Below are 17,162 nucleotides of genomic sequence, written 5' to 3' on the forward strand. Positions count from 1 at the left end.
AGGGACATGCTAGCGACAGGGTACGACGGCGGGACCTAGCTCAGGTGCTGACGCGCGCCGTTGAGGTGGGAAGCCGGGGCCGCGAAGAGAGCAGAGACGTGGTCGCCAAGCTCGTTGACGTGGGTGTAGCCCGGGAACTTGCGGTGCGGAGCAGCTTTTTTCATGGCGTCGTCCAGCAGGGCCTTGACCACGAACACCACTGCGGCCGATGTCTGTTCCTTGGGCTCGGTCTTGTGGCCGGACTGGGCTGCCTCGAAGCCATCTGCAACACCGAGAACCCAGGCTTCGGACGCCGCCTTGATTGCCGAGTAGCTGGCGCCGGACGCTGTGGGCTTGGCAGCAGCGACAGCCGAAACAATGGCCAGGCGTCCACGCGGCGATGCTTCCAGATCCGAGTAGAACGCACGCGAGGTGTTCCGGAGCGTCGTCATGATGCTGGTGTGCAGGACGTCCCAGTCCTCGTCCTTCTGGCCGACAATTCCCTCGCCGCCGCGCCATCCGCCCACAAGATGGATAAGCCCATCCACCGATCCGAACTCGCTCCTGACTGAACCCGCCAGGGCCTTGACCGATTCCGGGTCTGAAAGGTTGCAAGTGTAGGGCACCACACCGTCATGGGAAGCGGAGAGTGCCTCGAGTCGCGCAGCGTCCAGATCCGCGGCGGCCACACGGGCTCCCAGGGCAACCAGTGAGCCGACCACAGCCTGACCCGCGGCACTGGTGGAACCCGCAACGACGACGTTGAGGGGCTGGATGGATGGGGCGACGGATGCCACGTCGTTGTGGTCATTCGTGATTGGCAATGTGTGTCCTTCCAAAGGGAAATCTGGTCAGAAGGAGCCTACCGAGTGATCCAGAGTGGCTTATCAATAAAAGGGCTGAGAGTAAGAATTTCTCATGCTCGCATAGGTTTGGCTCAGCCTAAGCCCACGGACGAGATGCGCTTGGAAGTGGGAGGATGAATCTGTGGAACACCTCTTCGACTTCCTTGGCAGCTACTGGTGGCTCATTTTCCCTATCGGCGGGATGGCCGGTGGGTGGGCACGGTCGTGGTCCAAAGCCAGTGAGGAGCGCCATCGCCGGAAGGTTGAGTTGTACAAGCTGAAGAACCAGCTCGCGGTTCACGAGCAAGCCAATCAGGCCGAGGTCGTCTCCTTGGTGGCAACGCATGATGCCGTGAACCATAAATGGCTGGACTACGAGCTGGATGTTGGGAAGCTCATCGACTACCCGCTGATGACTGACGTCCGCGAGCCGCTTACCGTCGCATTCCTGCGCGCCAAAAAGGAAGCGGATGGATTGCGGCCAGCCGCGCCGCAGGAGATAACGACGCCGGCCCGGCTGGCTGAGTACCGTGCTGCTGTCCACAGCTTCGAACTCGCTTTTGATGTGGCCGAACGCGAAGCCAGGCGCATCAAGGACAGCAACTTCACCGGCCCGGAACGTCAAAGACTGGCAACGGCGAGGAAGCTTCTGCGCATTGCAGAAGACTCGGCAGCTACCCCGGCAGAACGTCAAACGGCGTACAAGCGTGCCCGCAAGGAACTCGACGGCCTGATCGTCCTTCCGGAAGCGACGCTCGCAGCACTCGAAGCCAGAATCGCTGGAATGCTCGGCGTGCGACAAGACCCTGACACAGACGCTCGGATCCCGTGACGCTCAGCCGCTTGACGCTCAGCGCTGTGTCTTTCCCGACCTTCTTTGAATCCAAGGAAGCCGTTGTGCAACCCAAATAGGGTGCGGAAGGGCGGAACCGAGACGAAACAAGGTCAGGAAGCCACAGAGCCCAGCTCAATCCCCATGACTGTCCGAATGATGGAGCCACCCAGGTCATCTTCCAAATGGGTCATCCCGATGTGCTCGGCTACTCGGCGGGAGGCAATGTTGTCGGGATGGATGATGGCTACGAGCCGAGGGACAGAGAGCACGTCGCGCGCAAAATCAACGCAAGCTTGAGCAGCTTCCTTGGCATACCCTCGCCCCTGGAGGGCCGATCGCACGTGGTAGCCGACCTCCAGCTCCGAGCGACCGTTCACTGTTTGCCAGGTCAGCCCGCAGTCGCCCACAAAACCGCCGTCGTGCGTTTCCAGAATCCACAACCCGTACCCGTCACGGGCGTAATTGGCCTCGTTCCAAGCGATCCAAGCCGCAGCTTCTTCCCGTGACTTCGGAGCGGGGTAGTAGGCCATGACCCGAGGATCGCCGAGCATGCATGCCATATCCTCAAGGTCGGCCGGCGTCATCTCGCGGAAGCGTAGCCTGGCGGTGGGATGGGGGAGCATCACCACAGCCTACAGACCGCAATCAAGCCAAAACCCGAACCTCCACCGGCGTCAGCATCTCCCGCTCAAACCCCACAACCCGCCGCGGCCCGTCCAGGATCACCTCGTGTGTATGAACATCACAAGTACTAGATGTGGACACATGCAGTTTCAGCAAGCCGGGCGTCACCACGCGCTTTAGGTCGAGCCCGGTAAAGGATGTGCGGTCGGCATGGACAACAAAATCCACGACGGCGGACGCGCCGGCTTCCAGCTCTACGCGGGCATAGCCGATGAGCTCGCGCAAGGGACGAACAACCTCCCCCACAGGGTCCTCCAAGTACAGCTGCACTACTTCAGCGCCAGCGCGAGCACCCGAATTCGTCACCATACAACGGACCGTAACCGAGTCCGACGTCGTCATCACGGGGGCGCTGCACTGGTGATCTGAGAGCTCGAAGTTCGTATAGGACAAACCGTGTCCGAAGCCGAACAGCGGAGACGGGTCCAGTGCGCTGACTTCGGTAGGCCCGGACAACCGCGAGTGAAGGTACGTTCCAGGTTGTCCGCCGGGGGAGCGGGGCACAGAAACGGGAAGCTTTCCGGAGGGATTGACGACGCCGGTCAGCACGTCCCAGAGTGCCTCGCCGCCCTCTTCGCCGGGGAAGAAGCCTTGCACGATCGCATCAGCGCGTTCCAAGAAGTCGCCAAGAGCATAGGGTCGGCCGCTGAGTACCACCACGACGGAACGGGTTCCGGAATCGGCGCAAGCGGTGAGGACGCGGTCCAGCATGCTGTGTTGGTCTCCGGGAAGGCGGAGATCGGCGGCGTCGTTTCCTTCGCCTGATGTGCCCCGGCCGAACAGTCCGGCATTGTCGCCAACCACCACAACGCAGGTATCAACGGATGCGGCGACACCGCAGGCTGCGGAAATCTCGGCCTCGGTGGCTGACTCACAGTTCCCGGTCACGGAACTCACCACCGACTGCAGTCGGGAGGAAGCGACGCCCGCAACCGTCGGCACGGAAATGCCCATCGGGACGTCCGGATGGGATGCCCCCACGTGTGCATCAAAGGAATAGCAACCGAGCATCGCGAAGGGGTCCTCGGCCAACGGCCCAACAACGCCAATCGTCCCGGAACCAGAAAGGGGCAATGCAGGCGACCCGGCAAAGGCCCGGTTGCTCAGCAGCACCAACGACTGTGCAGCGAGCTCACGGGCCAGCGCCCGGTCCTCGGCAGGATCCAGTTCAATGGGGCCGGAAAGGGCAGCCGGCACCGCAGAGAAGTCCGGCGACAAAAGACCAAGCTCGGCCTTCTGGGAAAGAACTCGTCGAAGCGCCGAGTCAACCACGGATTCGTCCACGGCGCCCTCGCGAACGCGTGCGGCCAGCGGCTCACCAAAGCAATTGACGGTGGGAAGTTCAACGTCGACGCCGGCCCGCAGCGCGAGCACGGCGGCGTCACCGGAATCGGCCGCCACACCGTGCGTGACGTCAAGGAACGCGATCCCAAAGTAGTCGGCCACCACAGTGCCCGCGAAACCCCACTCCTCACGAAGCAGCCCAGTGAGTAGTTCGCGGTTCGCGGCGGCAGGTACGCCGTCGACGTCGGTATAAGCGTGCATCACGGAACGTGCCCCGCCGTGGCGGATCGCCATTTCAAACGGCGGCAGCATGACGTCCGCGAGTTCGCGAGGGCCCATGGAGACGGGTGCGTGGTTGCGGCCGGCCTGGGAAGCCGAGTAGCCGACGAAGTGCTTGAGGGTGGCGACGATGCCTGTGGATTCCAGCCCTTGAACGTAGGCGGTCGCGACCGTGCCCACCAGGTAGGGGTCCTCACCGATGGTTTCCTCCACGCGACCCCATCGGAAATCCCGGACGACGTCGAGCACGGGTGCCAGTCCCTGATGGACGCCCAAGCTTCGCATGGAAGCGCCAATCCTGACCGCCATTTCCCGGACCAAAGCGGGGTTGAACGCGGCACCCCAAGCCAGGGGGACCGGGAAAGCCGTTGCCTTCCATGCTGCCAAACCGGCCAGGCATTCCTCGTGCACCTGCGCGGGGATGCCGAATCGGGAGGCTGCCATGATTTGTTCCTGTGCAGCTGCAAGTCGCCGGGCGCCCTCGGACGGGTCCACCGGAACTGTGCCGTACATGCGCGTAATCTGGCCCAACCCATGGGAGATGACCTCGTCCCAGGAACGCGCGTCGCCCGCCATCTGGCTCTGCAGGGGTGCCACGGAATCGCCGTCGCTGGAAGCATTGACCCACACGCCAACCAGTTGGGCGAGCTTTTCCTCCAAGGTCATTTCGCGGATGAGGTATTCCACGACGTCCGAGGCGGGGACGCGGGCAAGTGCTTGCTGTTCAGCGGCGCTGCTGCTCACAGGCTTCTCCTTGGGTTGATTGGCGATTTTTAGAAACTATCAGAAACTTGCGATTAGTTTCTAGGGCGGAAATGTGTTGATTTACGAGCAGATTCTTCATAGCGTTGACGCAGCGCGGTGCAATAGCGAGCAGTTCCCAGCGCTAAGAATCAGAAACTTTCGGACATTATCAAAGCCAGAACCTGTTGGAGAGACCTCATATGCAGACGTACAGAGTGGCAATCGTGGGAACGGGCGGGATCGCGGCTGTGCACGCGTCCAACCTTGCCCGCACCGATAACAGGGCAGAGCTGGTGGCTGCATGCGACGTCGACGACGCGCGGCTGCAGGCCTTTGCCGATGAACACGGAATCGCCGGGAGATACCAAAGCCTCACCCAGTTGCTCGCCGAAGCCAGACCGGACATCGTGCACCTTTGCACTCCGCCGATGATGCACATCGATCAAGCCATCGAGTGCCTCGAAGCGGGTGTGCATGTCCTGTCCGAGAAGCCGCCAGCGCTCAGCCTCGCGGACTTCGACCGCCTCAACGACGCCGAAGCCCAAGGCGGCGCGCAGTTCTCCTGCGTCTTCCAGCACCGCTTTGGTGACGCCTCGGCCGCAGCGCGTGCCCTGATTGGTGGCAGCGACTTCGGGCGCCCGCTCGTTGCCCGCTGCGACACCCTTTGGTACCGGCCGGATGAGTATTTTGAGCTGCCATGGCGGGGTACCTGGAAGGCTGAAGGTGGCGGTCCAACCATGGGCCACGGCATCCACCAGTTCGACCTCCTCCTTCACCTGCTCGGCCCCTGGGAAGAAGTCACGGCTATCGCCTCCCGGCAGGCCAGGGCCACTTCCACCGAGGACCTCTCCGCTGCCTTGGTTCGCTTCGAAAATGGCGCCGCTGCCACGGTTATCAACTCGCTGCTCTCGCCCCGGGAAACCTCGGATATCCGCGTCGACTGCGAGTTCGCCACGATCGAGCTCAGCCACCTGTACGGCTATGGCACCAGGGATTGGACCATCACTGCGGCACCTGGTCATGAGGACCAGGTGACGAGTGCTTGGAATGCCGAACCCTTGGAGCGGGGCAGCGGCCACTCGGCACAATTCCTGGCGATGTATGACGCGCTCGACGCCGGACTCCCGCTCCCAGCGGGAGCGGACTCAGCGAGGCAAACACTTGAGTTAGCTGCCGCAATTTACGCCTCCGCGTTCACCGGAAAGCCGGTGCGGCGCGGGGAGATCGTTCCCGGCCACGCTTTCTACGCAGGCATGGATGGAGAGGGCCGCGGGACCCGCGTCCTGGCTTCCACCGCCCGCTCCTGAAACCCCCACCGACTCAACGGAGAGAACCCATGACCACCTCAGCCCAAACCGCCCAGACCGCCACCCTCAGCTATTCCGACGACGGCCGTTCCCTGACTTTCACAGTCCGCGGCCAGGACATCGCGAGCTACACGTACCGCCCCACTGATGATCAGTACGAAAGCCCCCGCCCCTTCTTCCACCCACTCACCACCTTGGAGGGCGACGAAGTCACTATCTCCCGTCCGTGGGACCACGTCTGGCACAAGGGACTCTCTTGGGCGCTGCCCAACGTGGGAGAGCACAACTTCTGGGGTGGTGCGACCTATACCCGCGAGACCGGCTACGCCAACCTGGAAAACAACGGGGCCATGAACCATGAAGCCTTCAGTTACATCGAGGAATCTGCGTCTGCCATTACCGCAGCTGAGGCCCTGCTCTGGACGTCACAGCCAACAGAGCCTGGTCAACAGGGGTTGCCCCTCATCCGGGAGCATCGCCGCTTCGCCATCAGCCTGCTGCCATCCGAAAATGCGTGGGCACTCCTTTTCGAAACGGAGATGAGCAATGTCTCCGGTGCCGAGATCGGTATCGGCAGCCCCACCACGGAAGGCCGGGACAATGCAGGGTATGGCGGCCTGTTCTGGCGCGGTCCGAGGTCCTTCACCGGTGGCGAGTTCCGCTCGGAAGCCGGCACTGGAGCCGACGAGTTCATGGGCACGCGATCACCATGGATAGCGTTCACCGGACAGCACGACGTCACGTGCCGGAAGTCGACCATCATGTTCGTGGAGGACCAGGCCAACGAGGGTGCGTCCAACCAATGGTTTGCCCGCTCGTCGATGTTCGCCTGCCTGGGTTCGGCGCCGTTCTTCAGCGAAGTAGTCCCGCTCAAGGTGGGCGAACCGCTCAAGTACAGGTACGCCGTCGTGATTTCCGATGGTGATATCGATGCAGATTCAGCCACTGCGCTCGCCGTGGCAGCCCGGGACGCCTTGGATGGTTGGGCCTAGTGTGCACGTCATTCCCGGGCGCGACTGCTGTGTCCGAAGTCAGCATCTACAACTGGCCGAGCCCTGACGGTGAGGCCGGCGGGTCCCCTCACGTGCACACGGCCTCGACTGAGGCTTACATAGTCCTGGAAGGAACCGGCCGGCTGGAGACGCTGGACTCGCGTGGCTTCACTAATACGGACCTGGTGCCTGGAGCCGTCGTTTGGTTCACACCAGGAACCGTCCACCGTGCGATCAACGATTCCGGGGATCTCAGGGTGATGATTGTCATGCAGAACGCTGGTCTTCCCGAGAATGGCGACGCCGTGATGACGTTCCCGCCAGAGCATTTAGTGGACGTCGAGGCGTACTCCCGCGCTACTTCACTTCCGTCCAGGGACGCCGACGGCGGTGACGCGGCTGCCGAGGCGGCCGCGCGGCGTCGTCGGGACCTGGCTTTGGAGGGATATCTGGAGCTGAAGAATGCTGTCATCAAATCCGGCGTGTCGGCGCTGGCCGAGTTTCATGGCGCAGCCGTTCGATTGGTGAGTGGCAGGGCAGGAACGTGGCGCGGCTATTTGGCCGAAGGAGCAGCGCGGCAGGCTGAGCTCACTCAGGGCAATTTGGACTCTCTCGAGTCGATGGAAAGTTTCTATCTGCAAGACTCGAGGACTACGATGGGCGAACGGAAAACCCGCAGGATTTACGGCATGTGTGGCCGAATCCAAGCGTGGGAACTTTCCGAAACTATTGCTGCTGGGAGGTGATCCCGGGCCGAAAGGGGTGCGTTCCATGGTGACCAAGCAGGACTCTGGGCGGGCGACGATCAGCGAGATCGCCCGGGAGGCCGGAGTCTCCGTGCCAACGGTGTCCAAGGTCCTGAACGGCCACGCCCATGTCGCAGCCGCTACGCGCGCCAGGGTGGAAGAAATCATCGCCAAGCGCGACTACGCTCGTCGCCCTGCCAAACGGAGCAAGAAAGCCGGGCTTGTTGACCTCGTGTTTCCGGGCTTGGCCTCGGAATGGGCCTGCGAGATCATTGAGGGCGTTGAGCGCGTTGCCCAGGAAGCCGGATATGGCACGGTGGTCAGCAGCCTGTCCCTGGACGGATCGCGGATTCGGCCGTGGCTGGCGAACCTCGCCGAGCGGAAGTCCGACGGTGTGCTGCTGGCGGTTTACGAACTGGACTCGAAGCAGATCCAACGGATCAAGGCGCTCGGAATCCCTGTGATCCTGATCGACCCCGTGGGCCAGCCGGGGCCGGACCTTATGACTGTCGGCGCTGCAAACTGGGACGGGGCCTTCTCGGCAACTGAGCACCTTTTGAAACTCGGTCATAAGCGTATTGGCATGATCGGCGGCCGCGAGGACCTTCAGTGCAGCGGCGCCCGTGAGGACGGTTATCTGGCTGCGCTGCGCCGGGCTGGTATTGACGCGGACTCTTCGTTGATGGTGCCGGGCGATTTCTCGACGGAATCCGGCGCCCGGGGGACTGAGGCTCTCCTTGCCCTGGATGACCGGCCGACGGCCATCTTCACGGGCAACGACGCGCAAGCCCTCGGTGCCTACCGTGCCGCTCGTTCTGCCGGACTTCGCATCCCGGAAGATCTCTCGATCATCGGCTTCGACGATATTCCAGCCGCTGAATGGATCGAACCCGGCCTCACCACGGTCCGCCAGCCCGTGGTGCAGATGGCTGAGACGGCCATGCGGGCGCTACTTCGTCATCTTGAAGGCGACGAAGAATTGCCGCAGCGCATCGAGCTCGGAACGGAGCTTGTGGTGCGGGCTTCGACGGCGGCGCCGCGCCCCTAACGGCTGATGTCGCAGAAGTTGAACTTTTGCTGTTTTTGTCAGAATGTTCATGTTCTTCAACAAAAGCTGCCTCGCGGCGGTTAAAGTCAATCCATGGAACAACCCTCTGAAACTGTCTGGTTTAGAGCCTTCGATGCCAAGTCCTTAGGCTCAGCGATCAGGGGCGCACGGAAAGAGCAGAACCTGACGCAAGGTGAGTTGGCCAAGATGATCAAGGCGAGTCGTCACACGATCATTCGCTTGGAACAAGGCGAGAGCGTGTCGATAGAAACAGCCACAGCTGCCATCCGAGCGCTGAATCGGGACGTCGCCCTGATTCCGCGTTTCTCCCGGCTGCAGGTAAAAACCTAGCGCTCTACCGACACGCTTACTGTTCGTAAATCAGCCCCGACCCATGCTCGTCGACGGGTCTTCGTCGCCTTCAGAGGGGTCTGCCCGGAGTTGGTCCGGCGTTCCATTCGGCAGACCTGCGGGGCCGGGGACGTCGCCCGATGCGGCGGGCACGTCGCGGTCCCCTTCCCGCTCCTGGTTCATGTCGCTGTCGGTTACTCCTGCACTGCGGGTTGTGGGCTCCTCATGGGCCTCGCCGTCGCCAGCCACGGCGAACGAACGGTCCGACGTTGTCTGAGCGGCCTTGTCGGGCGATTCGGAATCCATCGCGTTTGAACCTTCGCTGATGGAGGAGTGGACCTGGATGTCGTCGTCCTTCGCGCCGGGCTCGGGCACGTGCTGATCGTCCACGGGATCGGAGGTGCCAGCCAGGTCTTCCATCGCGTTTTCGGCGGCTTTACGGATGCTGTCTTCAACGCCCATGAGATGTCTCCTTTGCACGAATCGTCCGGTGGCCGGACTCGGATAATAAAGTAAGCCTACTTACTTTCGGTTCGAAGTGACACCCTGCCTGGATTGACAAAACCGGGCAGATTTGGTTCATGGATCCGCTGGTAAGTGCATGTCGTGCCGCACTTTGTACCGTTGATCGTTGGACGATATGGTGTCTTCAGACCGTTTTGCAGAGGGCGGCGATATTCGCTCCTTTGCTGTCTGCTGGGGACGCTTTTCAGTCAGTAGGAACGTGCCACATGGTAAACCCCCGCCCCGAGCAGGAAGCTCTCCAGAATGGATATTTTCTGGATCTTGTCCTGGGTAGCGAAGACGTCGAGGCTTTTCTCGGCGATCTCGCTTCTTTCTCGGCAGAGAGCCTCTCACACCGCAAGTCTCCTGTTTATTGCGGTATCACAGTCCTTCGGCGCAAGAAGTCCGCGACGGCCGCAAGCAGTGATGACCGTGCCCGCGTCATGGACGAACTCCAAAACACCTTCGAAGGCCCTTGTCTTACGGCCATGGACAAGCTGACCTCCGTGTTGGTCCCGGACCTTCTTCGCGAACACCGTTGGCCGGAATATGTCCAGGCCGCCTCCCATCAAGGGCTTCGGTCCATACTGAGCGTGCCGCTGTTGGTCGAGGGAGATACGCGCGCTGCCCTGAACCTTTACTCCGAGCAGACCCATGCATTCAGTGACGATGACGTGGAACGCGCCGAGGTGTTCGCATCGCACGCCTCCAAGTCGCTACGCCTCGCGCTGAAGATCGCCCAGCTAAGCGATGCGCGGAACGATCTTGCCGCTGCGATGCAATCGCGCACGGTGATCGACCTGGCCGTGGGTGCGATCATGGCGCAGAACCACTGCAGCCAGGAGGAAGCCTTCACTATCCTGCGAACGGCTTCGAGCAATCGGAACATCAAGCTGCGGCATTTGGCCCGGTCGATCATCGCCGCCGTGTCCTCGGGGAAGATCACGACTCACTTCGAGGAGTAAGGGCGAATGTCCGCCCCGCGACGAATGTCCGCCCCGCGAACGCGTTTCGTAACCCGAAGCAACTATGGAGCAGACTTGGGTGGGTGACGACGAATAGACCCCGGCCCGGCCTCGCAATTGCTGCGCTGAGCCTCGGGACGGCGCTGAACCCGCTGAACTCGTCCATGATCGCGGTCGCGTTGGTAGTGCTGCGGGAGGATTTCGCGCTCGACGTCGCCACCGTCACCTGGGTGATCACGTCGTTCTACCTCGCGTCCGCCGCCGGCCAGCCGCTCATGGGCAGGCTCGCCGACCGCTTCGGCCCCCGCCGCTTGTTCACTTTCGGCATGGCATTGGTAGCGGTCACCTGCGTCATCGCACCGTTCCTTCCCAGCTTCGCTTTGGTGTGTGTGGCTCGCGCTCTGATGGCTGTCGGGACTGCGACGGCGTACCCCTCCGCCGTCGTGATGGTCACCGAACTGAGCAAGCTCGCTAACTTGCCGTCCACCCGGCCGCTGGGCAGGATCCAGATGGCGAACACCTCGGCCGCTGCGGTGGGCCCGGTGGTGGGCGGATTGCTGGTGAGCTTGGTCGGCTGGCAGGCCCTGTTCGCGATCAACGTGCCAATCGCGCTGGTTGCACTCATTGTGGTGCACAAGGCTGCCCCAGCTGACTCCGGCCGCGAAACGGGCAAGCTATCGGCGCTGATCCGCGACTCCGACATCCCCGGCATCCTCGCATTCGTCACGTCGCTGATGCTGGCGATGATGGCGCTGCTTAACGTGATGCCGGCCTACCGCTGGTGGCTTCTGGGTGCTGCGACAGTGATCGGCGGGCTTTTCGCCTGGCGCGAGCTGCGCTTCCGGCCGCCGTTCCTGGACCTCCGCCTGCTGGGCAGGAACCGGCCGCTGCTGCTGGTGTATTTGCTGTTCATCGTTTTCAGCGGCGTCTACTACTTTGCCTTCTTCGGACTGCCGCAATTGCTGCAGGAGGCAGGTCATTACGACGCCGGTGTAGTAGGCCTGCTCATGCTGCCCCTTGCGGCGTTGTCGGTGGTGGTGACGCCACTGACCGTGCGGCTGATGGAGCGGTTCGGCGTGCGTTCCGTCCTGATCGCCGGTGTCCTTATTCTGACTGTTGCGGCAGCCGGTCTGGGCGCGCTCACCTTGTCTCTGTGGGCGCCTTTGGTGTTCGTGCTGACCGCAATGATGGGCATTCCCTATGGGTTGGTGAGCACGGCCTCGAACCAAGGCCTCTATGTTTCAGCACGACCGGAGGAACGCGGAGTAGCTGCCGGAATCTTCCAGACCTGCAGGTACCTTGGCGCGATCACGGCAACCGTGCTGATTGGCGTTCTGTATGGCTCGGGCGTGAACCAAGCCAACTGGGGACTCATGGTGCTGGTGATGCTGAGCCTGAACGTGCTGGTGTTGGTGCTGGCCGTGATGTGGCGGAAGCCCACTGCGGACACGCGATAGAACAACCGACGCAAAGAATCGCGCCTTCCGCGACATGTTCCGGCATTAATTCGTACTCACCACTGCAATAGTTACGCCCCGGATTGCAGGAGAAGTAGATGCTTGGACTCGAAAATACCCCGGAAATTCTTAGTGGCTCGCCCGCACCCGAATTGTGGCTGGTGCTGGTAACCATTGCCATTCTTGTGACTCTGGTGACGCTCGCCGCCGTGGTGGCTTCCCGCCTGGTGTTGCCACTCACGGCGTTGTTGCAACGACGACGGCGTGGGGCAGCCCCCGCGACATCGCAGCTCCCGCAAGGCGGAGTTGTCAAAAGGAAGGCACTAAAAGGAAGGCACCAGCCACACCTCTTGCTTAATGCGTTAGCCACCACTAACGTATTATTCGTGTTGGATGCCCTGGAGATAGCTGCTGAGCCCAATCGGCGTCGACTGCTTCATCTCCTGGCTGGCAGCGAACAGGCGGTCAGTGACTTGGCCGCTCACTTCGAGGTCAGCCGATCCGCTGTTTCACAGCACCTGTTGTTGTTGGAGAAAGCGGGCCTGGTGATGGCCCGCAAGGAAGGGAGAAACAGGTACTACAGGCTCGATCCCCAGGGGATGGGCCGACTCCGTGATCTTGTTTCCCAGTTCTGGACCAACGAACTGGACCTCCTTGCATCCGATGCTGCCGCTCTTGCCCAACGCCGGGGCGACCAGCAACAACGACACCCAGACCACTAATAACTTTCAAGGCGAGGACGCACATGAGTTTCGACAAAACCATCCACCTGCCGGTCACAGCCGACGAGGCCTTCGCCCTCATCACCCAGCCCGAGCGACTTCGGCGTTGGCAAACGGTCGCAGCCCGGGTGGACCTCCGGATCGGTGGGGATTTCCGCTGGACCGTTACCCCCGGCCACAATGCCGCGGGAACCTTCCAGGAAATCGAACCGGGCAAGCGCGTCGTCTTCACGTGGGGCTGGGAGGGCCAGGATGATCTTCCCCCTGGAGCCTCCACCATCAGCATCACATTGGAGCCGGACGCCGACGGAACGTCCCTCCGGCTGTTGCATGAAGGGCTCACCGAGGAGCAGGAAACATCGCACGCCATGGGCTGGAACCACTACCTGGATCGTCTGCTGGCTGCGGCTTCATCCAAGGACGGCGCCGGAAGCGACGACTGGGCATGGGCGCCCGATCCCATCAACCAACTGAGCTCGGCTGAAGCTTCTTTAGCGATCCTTCTTGGCGTGCTGCGCAACGTCGCTCCAGAGGACACTGCGAAGCCCACGCCGTGCGAGGAGTTCAACGTCAGCGAATTGCTGGACCACTTGGCCGGATCGTTGAAGGGCATCGGACACGCGCTCGGAGCAACACCTGTGGACCACAAGGACGCGTCGCCAGAGGTGCGGATCGCCGAGTTGGCCCAGCCCGCGCTGGAAGCCTTCAGCAACCGCGGCCTTGAAGGCACCGTTGACATGGGGTTCGCCGAACTGCCTGCAACCACGGTCGCCGGGATCCTGAACCTCGAACTGCTCGTCCATGCTTGGGACTTCGCGAAGGCGACGGGGCAGCAAGTGGCGGTGTCCGACGTCGTCAGCGATTACGTGACGGAACTTGCCCGGCAGACCATCTCCGAGCAGGTCCGATCCGGTGGCAGCTTTGCGCCCGAGCAGCCTACGGCGGAGACAGCCAGCAGCCTGGAACGGCTCGTGGCCTTCACCGGCCGCACTGTGACCCTCTAAAACCCCTCAAAAACAAACAAACAGCAGGAAAGAAGGACCATCATGTCCAAGTTCGTTTTCATCTATCACGCACCCATGACCCCCGCCGAGGCCGCCCCGCCGTCGCCGGATGACATGGCAGCCGTCATGGGGGAGTGGAACGCGTGGGGTGCCAAGGTGGGCGATCGCCTGGTGGACTTCGGCACGCCGCTGGCCAACGGAGTCCGAGTGGCCTCCGATGGCAGCACGGCGCCCAGCCAGCGTGAAGTGGCCGGCTACAGCATCCTCGAAGCCGACAACCTCGGCGCCGCCGTTGAGCTCGCCAAAGTCCACCCGCACCTGAACATGCCCGGTGGCTGCGAAATCGAGGTTCACGAGGCGCAGGAGATCCCGGGAATGTAGCATTCGAATGACCGGTCCCGGCATGTGCCCGCCGCTGATGGCAACGGGCACGTGCGGATTCTCAGAAAGCGGAATGCGATGACAACCAGTCCAGATGGAACCGCCACCACCGTCAGCAAGACGTTCAGCCGCACCACCAAGGTGGCTACGACAATCGACGCCGACGCCGCCACAGTCTGGCGCGTCTTGACCACCGCGGCCGATTACCCCCGATGGAACTCCACCATCGTGTCCTTGAAGGGTGAAATCAAACCAGGATCCACCCTCCAGCTGGTGTCCACGATGGATCCCAGCCGCACGTTCAAACTCAAGGTCAAAGAGTTCGAACCCACCAGCCGGCTCGTATGGGGCGACGCACTGGGCAGCCGCGTCTACACCCTCACGGAAACCAACGGCGGACAGACGCTCTTCGAGATGAATGAACGCATCGGCGGGCCGATCTTTCCCCTGTTTGCGAGCAAGATCCCATCCTTCGACGCGAGCTTCGAACAGTTCGCGGCCGACCTGAAAACGGCCGCCGAGGCAGCTCAATAAAACAGTCGACGACGGCGGCAGTCCCTGGGGCGGTTGGCAAGACGCCTGCGGAGGTGCTGAGGGTCTCAGCGGTTGCCGCGGGCCGGCTCTGCAGTGGACTTGGCGGTGGTCTCGGCAGTGGTGAGGATGACCAGCTGCTGGGTGGCCCTGGTCATCGCAACATAGCGGTCCACGGCTCCTTCGATGCCCGTCCCGAATTCCTCCGGATCAATCAAAACCACGAGGTCGAACTCGAGTCCCTTCGCTAGCTCCGGGGCCAGCCAACGGAGGCGCGCCGACGCTGGGAGCGAGCCGCGTCCGACGTCGTTCTTGCTGATGACGCAAGCGATTCCTTCGGCGTGCGCATCAAGCCACGTGGTGAGGATCGAGTCCAGGTCTGCGGCGGATCCGTGGATGACCGGGAGGCCGCCGCTTCGGATGGACGTGGGCACGTTGGCGTCCGGGAGGGCGGCCTTGATGACGGGTTCGGCCTCCGCCATGACTTCCTCGGGCGTGCGGTAGTTGATGCTGAGATGCGTCAGATTCACGTTGCTCAGCCCAATGCGCTCCAAGCGCTCCTGCCACGATTCGGTGAATCCGTGCCTGGCCTGCGCGCGGTCGCCCACGATGGTGAAGCTCCGGGACGGGCAACGCTGAAGGAGCATCTGCCACTGGGCGTCGGTCAGTTCCTGCGCCTCGTCCACCACCACATGGGCGAAGGGGCCGGCGAGCTGGTCCGGGTCCGCGATCAACACTGGCTCATCCATGAGCTTCTCCTGCATGTCCTCGCCGCGCAGCATGGACATGACCAGCATTTCGGAATCGTCCGCAGCCACGAGGTCTTCCACCACGCGGTCCATGAGCTCACGCTCGGCAGCGGCTTCGGCCTTCTGTCGACGCCTTCGCTTGGATGCCTCAGGATCGCCCAATCGTTGCCGCGCTGCGTCCAGGAGGGGCAAATCCGACACCGTCCAGGCGTTCGGAGTTGCCCGCTGAAGCTTTCCCACTTCATCAGGACTCAGCCAAGGCGCGCACAAACGCAGGTACGCTGGCACCCGCCAAAGGTCGGCCACGAGATCCGTGTAATGAAGCAGTGGCCACGCCCGGCTGAACGCTTCCACCAGATCCGGATTGTGGGCGAAGGACCGCCGAAGCAAGTCCTCCGGAACCTCGTCCGTATCGAACTTGTCCACCAGGATGGTGAGCAGTTCGTCCGAGACCTCCTCGCGCGCCTCATTGTGGGGAGTGCCCGGTGTTGGCACGTCGAAAGCCTCGGCCCAGTCGTCGGCGCTGAGCCAGACGTCGGCCCAGGGTGTCTCGACTTCCATGCCCTCCTTCGGTGGTGACTCGTAGAACCTGACCGCCGGCTCGATTGCTTTCACCAGGTCCGCCGAAGATTTAAGCCGGGCAACCGCGTCGGCCTCAATTGCAGCGTCGGCTCCCTCCGGCACTAGGTCCCGAAGGGTGCAGGTCTGTACACCTTCTTCGCCAAGACTGGGAAGGACATCCGCAACGTACGTCAGGAACGGGCGGTGCGGGCCGACAAACAGGACGCCGCCCCTGCGGTGACCGAGGCGAGGGTCCGAGTAGAGGAGATACGCTGCGCGGTGCAAGGCGACCACCGTCTTACCTGTACCCGGACCGCCGTCGACCACTAAACCACCCCGGGAAGACGCGCGAATGATGGCGTCCTGGTCCGCTTGGATGGTGCCCAGCACGTCCCGCATCCGAGCCGAACGGCTGCTCCCCAAGCTGGCAATGAAGGCTGAAAGGTCTTCAAGGGCAGCCGTGCCGCCGGGCGGATCTGCGGAGGCCTGGCCTGCGGAGGCCGGGTCCGCGGTGAAAGCTTCGTCCCAGTAGTCGGTGATCCGGCCGCGGGTCCAGCGATAACGACGGCGGCCTGCCAGGCCCATGGGATTGGCGTGGGTGGCTCCGAAGAGCGGCTCTGCGGCGGGGGAGCGCCAGTCGATCAGCAGCCGGCGGCCGTCACTGTCCGTGAGGCCGAGCCGCCCGATGTAGAGCGGTTCCGTGTCGCCGGAAGGGACTACGCGACCGAGGCAGAGGTCTAGTCCGAAGCGACGCAGCGCACGCAGTCGGCCGGTGAGCCGGCGGGTTTCAACGTCCTTCTCCACTGCCTCCTGGCCGAAGCGACTGGGGGCTTTCCGTATGGCATCGAGCTGGTCGGACAGCTCGGAGATGGTCTGCTCAAGGCTTTCAGCGATGGCTGCGAAGTGCTGCTCGTCGGCGGCGATCAGGGCTGGATCTGCTTTGGGCGCGAGGTGCTCGGGAAGGTTGAACGCGCTGGTTGTGAGAGGCACGCTGTCAGCTCCTTTCTGGGCTGATGGCGCCGGAACCGCGCATCTGAAACAGCGCGTACTTCCGGCGTCGGCTCTCAATTTTGCAGCAACCCCTGGGCCTTGCGGCAAGCCCCCCGGTGCCGTATAGATTGAAAGTGAGGAGACACAACGTGTCTCCTTTTTCGTGCCGTTTTCCCGAGGCGGCATGGCCTCCTCTTGACTTAA

At 62.5% G+C, this 17,162-nt stretch carries 17 protein-coding genes; 12 read left to right on the forward strand and 5 right to left on the reverse strand.

Features of this window, described 5'->3' with window-relative positions:
- Positions 1-35: 35 nt before the first annotated feature.
- Entirely contained in the window at positions 36-797 is a 762-nt protein-coding gene (locus VUN82_05830; GenBank protein ID XAS74624.1) for an SDR family oxidoreductase, read from the reverse strand.
- A gap of 169 nt (positions 798-966) precedes the next feature.
- On the opposite strand from VUN82_05830, the gene VUN82_05835 reads away from it, so the two are divergent.
- On the forward strand, positions 967-1,656 hold the full coding sequence (locus VUN82_05835; GenBank protein XAS73360.1) for a hypothetical protein: 690 nt from the start codon (positions 967-969) through the stop codon (positions 1,654-1,656).
- A 113-nt stretch (positions 1,657-1,769) separates the two neighbouring features.
- Here VUN82_05835 and VUN82_05840 read toward each other — a convergent pair whose 3' ends face one another.
- Together VUN82_05840 and VUN82_05845 are read right to left on the reverse strand one after the other, a co-directional pair.
- On the reverse strand, positions 1,770-2,282 hold the full coding sequence (locus VUN82_05840; protein XAS73361.1) for a GNAT family N-acetyltransferase: 513 nt from the start codon (positions 2,280-2,282) through the stop codon (positions 1,770-1,772).
- A gap of 22 nt (positions 2,283-2,304) precedes the next feature.
- Positions 2,305-4,650: a glycoside hydrolase family 3 N-terminal domain-containing protein gene (locus VUN82_05845; GenBank protein ID XAS73362.1), complete on the reverse strand. Its 2,346-nt coding sequence runs from the start codon at positions 4,648-4,650 to the stop codon at positions 2,305-2,307.
- 200 nt (positions 4,651-4,850) lie between these two features.
- Between VUN82_05845 and VUN82_05850 the strand changes: the two genes are divergently transcribed.
- From VUN82_05850 to VUN82_05870, 5 genes are all read left to right on the forward strand, one after another.
- Positions 4,851-5,957, forward strand: coding sequence for a Gfo/Idh/MocA family oxidoreductase (locus VUN82_05850; GenBank protein ID XAS73363.1), 1,107 nt, complete (start codon positions 4,851-4,853; stop codon positions 5,955-5,957).
- A 29-nt stretch (positions 5,958-5,986) separates the two neighbouring features.
- Positions 5,987-6,949, forward strand: coding sequence for a PmoA family protein (locus VUN82_05855; protein XAS73364.1), 963 nt, complete (start codon positions 5,987-5,989; stop codon positions 6,947-6,949).
- A complete protein-coding gene (locus VUN82_05860) occupies positions 6,949-7,695 on the forward strand; it encodes a cupin domain-containing protein (GenBank protein ID XAS73365.1) in 747 nt (248 codons plus the stop codon). Before VUN82_05855 ends, VUN82_05860 begins: the two co-directional genes overlap by 1 nt.
- Before the next feature lie 25 nt (positions 7,696-7,720).
- Positions 7,721-8,743: a LacI family DNA-binding transcriptional regulator gene (locus VUN82_05865; protein XAS73366.1), complete on the forward strand. Its 1,023-nt coding sequence runs from the start codon at positions 7,721-7,723 to the stop codon at positions 8,741-8,743.
- A 93-nt stretch (positions 8,744-8,836) separates the two neighbouring features.
- Positions 8,837-9,094: a helix-turn-helix transcriptional regulator gene (locus tag VUN82_05870; protein ID XAS73367.1), complete on the forward strand. Its 258-nt coding sequence runs from the start codon at positions 8,837-8,839 to the stop codon at positions 9,092-9,094.
- A 30-nt stretch (positions 9,095-9,124) separates the two neighbouring features.
- Here the strand turns inward: VUN82_05870 and VUN82_05875 are convergent, their stop codons facing one another.
- A complete protein-coding gene (locus VUN82_05875; protein XAS73368.1) occupies positions 9,125-9,556 on the reverse strand; it encodes a hypothetical protein in 432 nt (143 codons plus the stop codon).
- A gap of 269 nt (positions 9,557-9,825) precedes the next feature.
- Between VUN82_05875 and VUN82_05880 the strand changes: the two genes are divergently transcribed.
- The 6 genes from VUN82_05880 (at position 9,826) to VUN82_05905 (ending at position 14,661) form a co-directional block, all read left to right on the forward strand.
- Complete coding sequence (locus VUN82_05880) at positions 9,826-10,563, forward strand: GAF and ANTAR domain-containing protein (GenBank protein ID XAS73369.1); 738 nt, start codon at positions 9,826-9,828, stop codon at positions 10,561-10,563.
- A gap of 83 nt (positions 10,564-10,646) precedes the next feature.
- Positions 10,647-12,020, forward strand: coding sequence for an MFS transporter (locus VUN82_05885; GenBank protein ID XAS73370.1), 1,374 nt, complete (start codon positions 10,647-10,649; stop codon positions 12,018-12,020).
- Positions 12,021-12,118: 98 nt separating this feature from the next.
- Positions 12,119-12,742 carry a metalloregulator ArsR/SmtB family transcription factor gene (locus VUN82_05890; protein XAS73371.1) on the forward strand — a complete coding sequence of 208 codons (624 nt, stop codon included), beginning with the start codon at positions 12,119-12,121 and terminating at the stop codon, positions 12,740-12,742.
- Between the two features lie 23 nt (positions 12,743-12,765).
- Positions 12,766-13,746 (forward strand): TIGR03086 family metal-binding protein, encoded by a 981-nt coding sequence (locus VUN82_05895; protein ID XAS73372.1) that lies wholly within the window; start codon positions 12,766-12,768, stop codon positions 13,744-13,746.
- A 42-nt stretch (positions 13,747-13,788) separates the two neighbouring features.
- Positions 13,789-14,127 (forward strand): hypothetical protein, encoded by a 339-nt coding sequence (locus tag VUN82_05900; protein XAS73373.1) that lies wholly within the window; start codon positions 13,789-13,791, stop codon positions 14,125-14,127.
- A 78-nt stretch (positions 14,128-14,205) separates the two neighbouring features.
- Positions 14,206-14,661 carry an SRPBCC domain-containing protein gene (locus VUN82_05905; protein XAS73374.1) on the forward strand — a complete coding sequence of 152 codons (456 nt, stop codon included), beginning with the start codon at positions 14,206-14,208 and terminating at the stop codon, positions 14,659-14,661.
- A 65-nt stretch (positions 14,662-14,726) separates the two neighbouring features.
- Here VUN82_05905 and helR read toward each other — a convergent pair whose 3' ends face one another.
- Entirely contained in the window at positions 14,727-16,958 is a 2,232-nt protein-coding gene (helR, locus tag VUN82_05910) for an RNA polymerase recycling motor ATPase HelR (protein XAS73375.1), read from the reverse strand.
- Positions 16,959-17,162: the final 204 nt, after the last annotated feature.

The organism is Micrococcaceae bacterium Sec5.1, assembly GCA_039636795.1.
GTDB lineage: Bacteria > Actinomycetota > Actinomycetes > Actinomycetales > Micrococcaceae > Arthrobacter.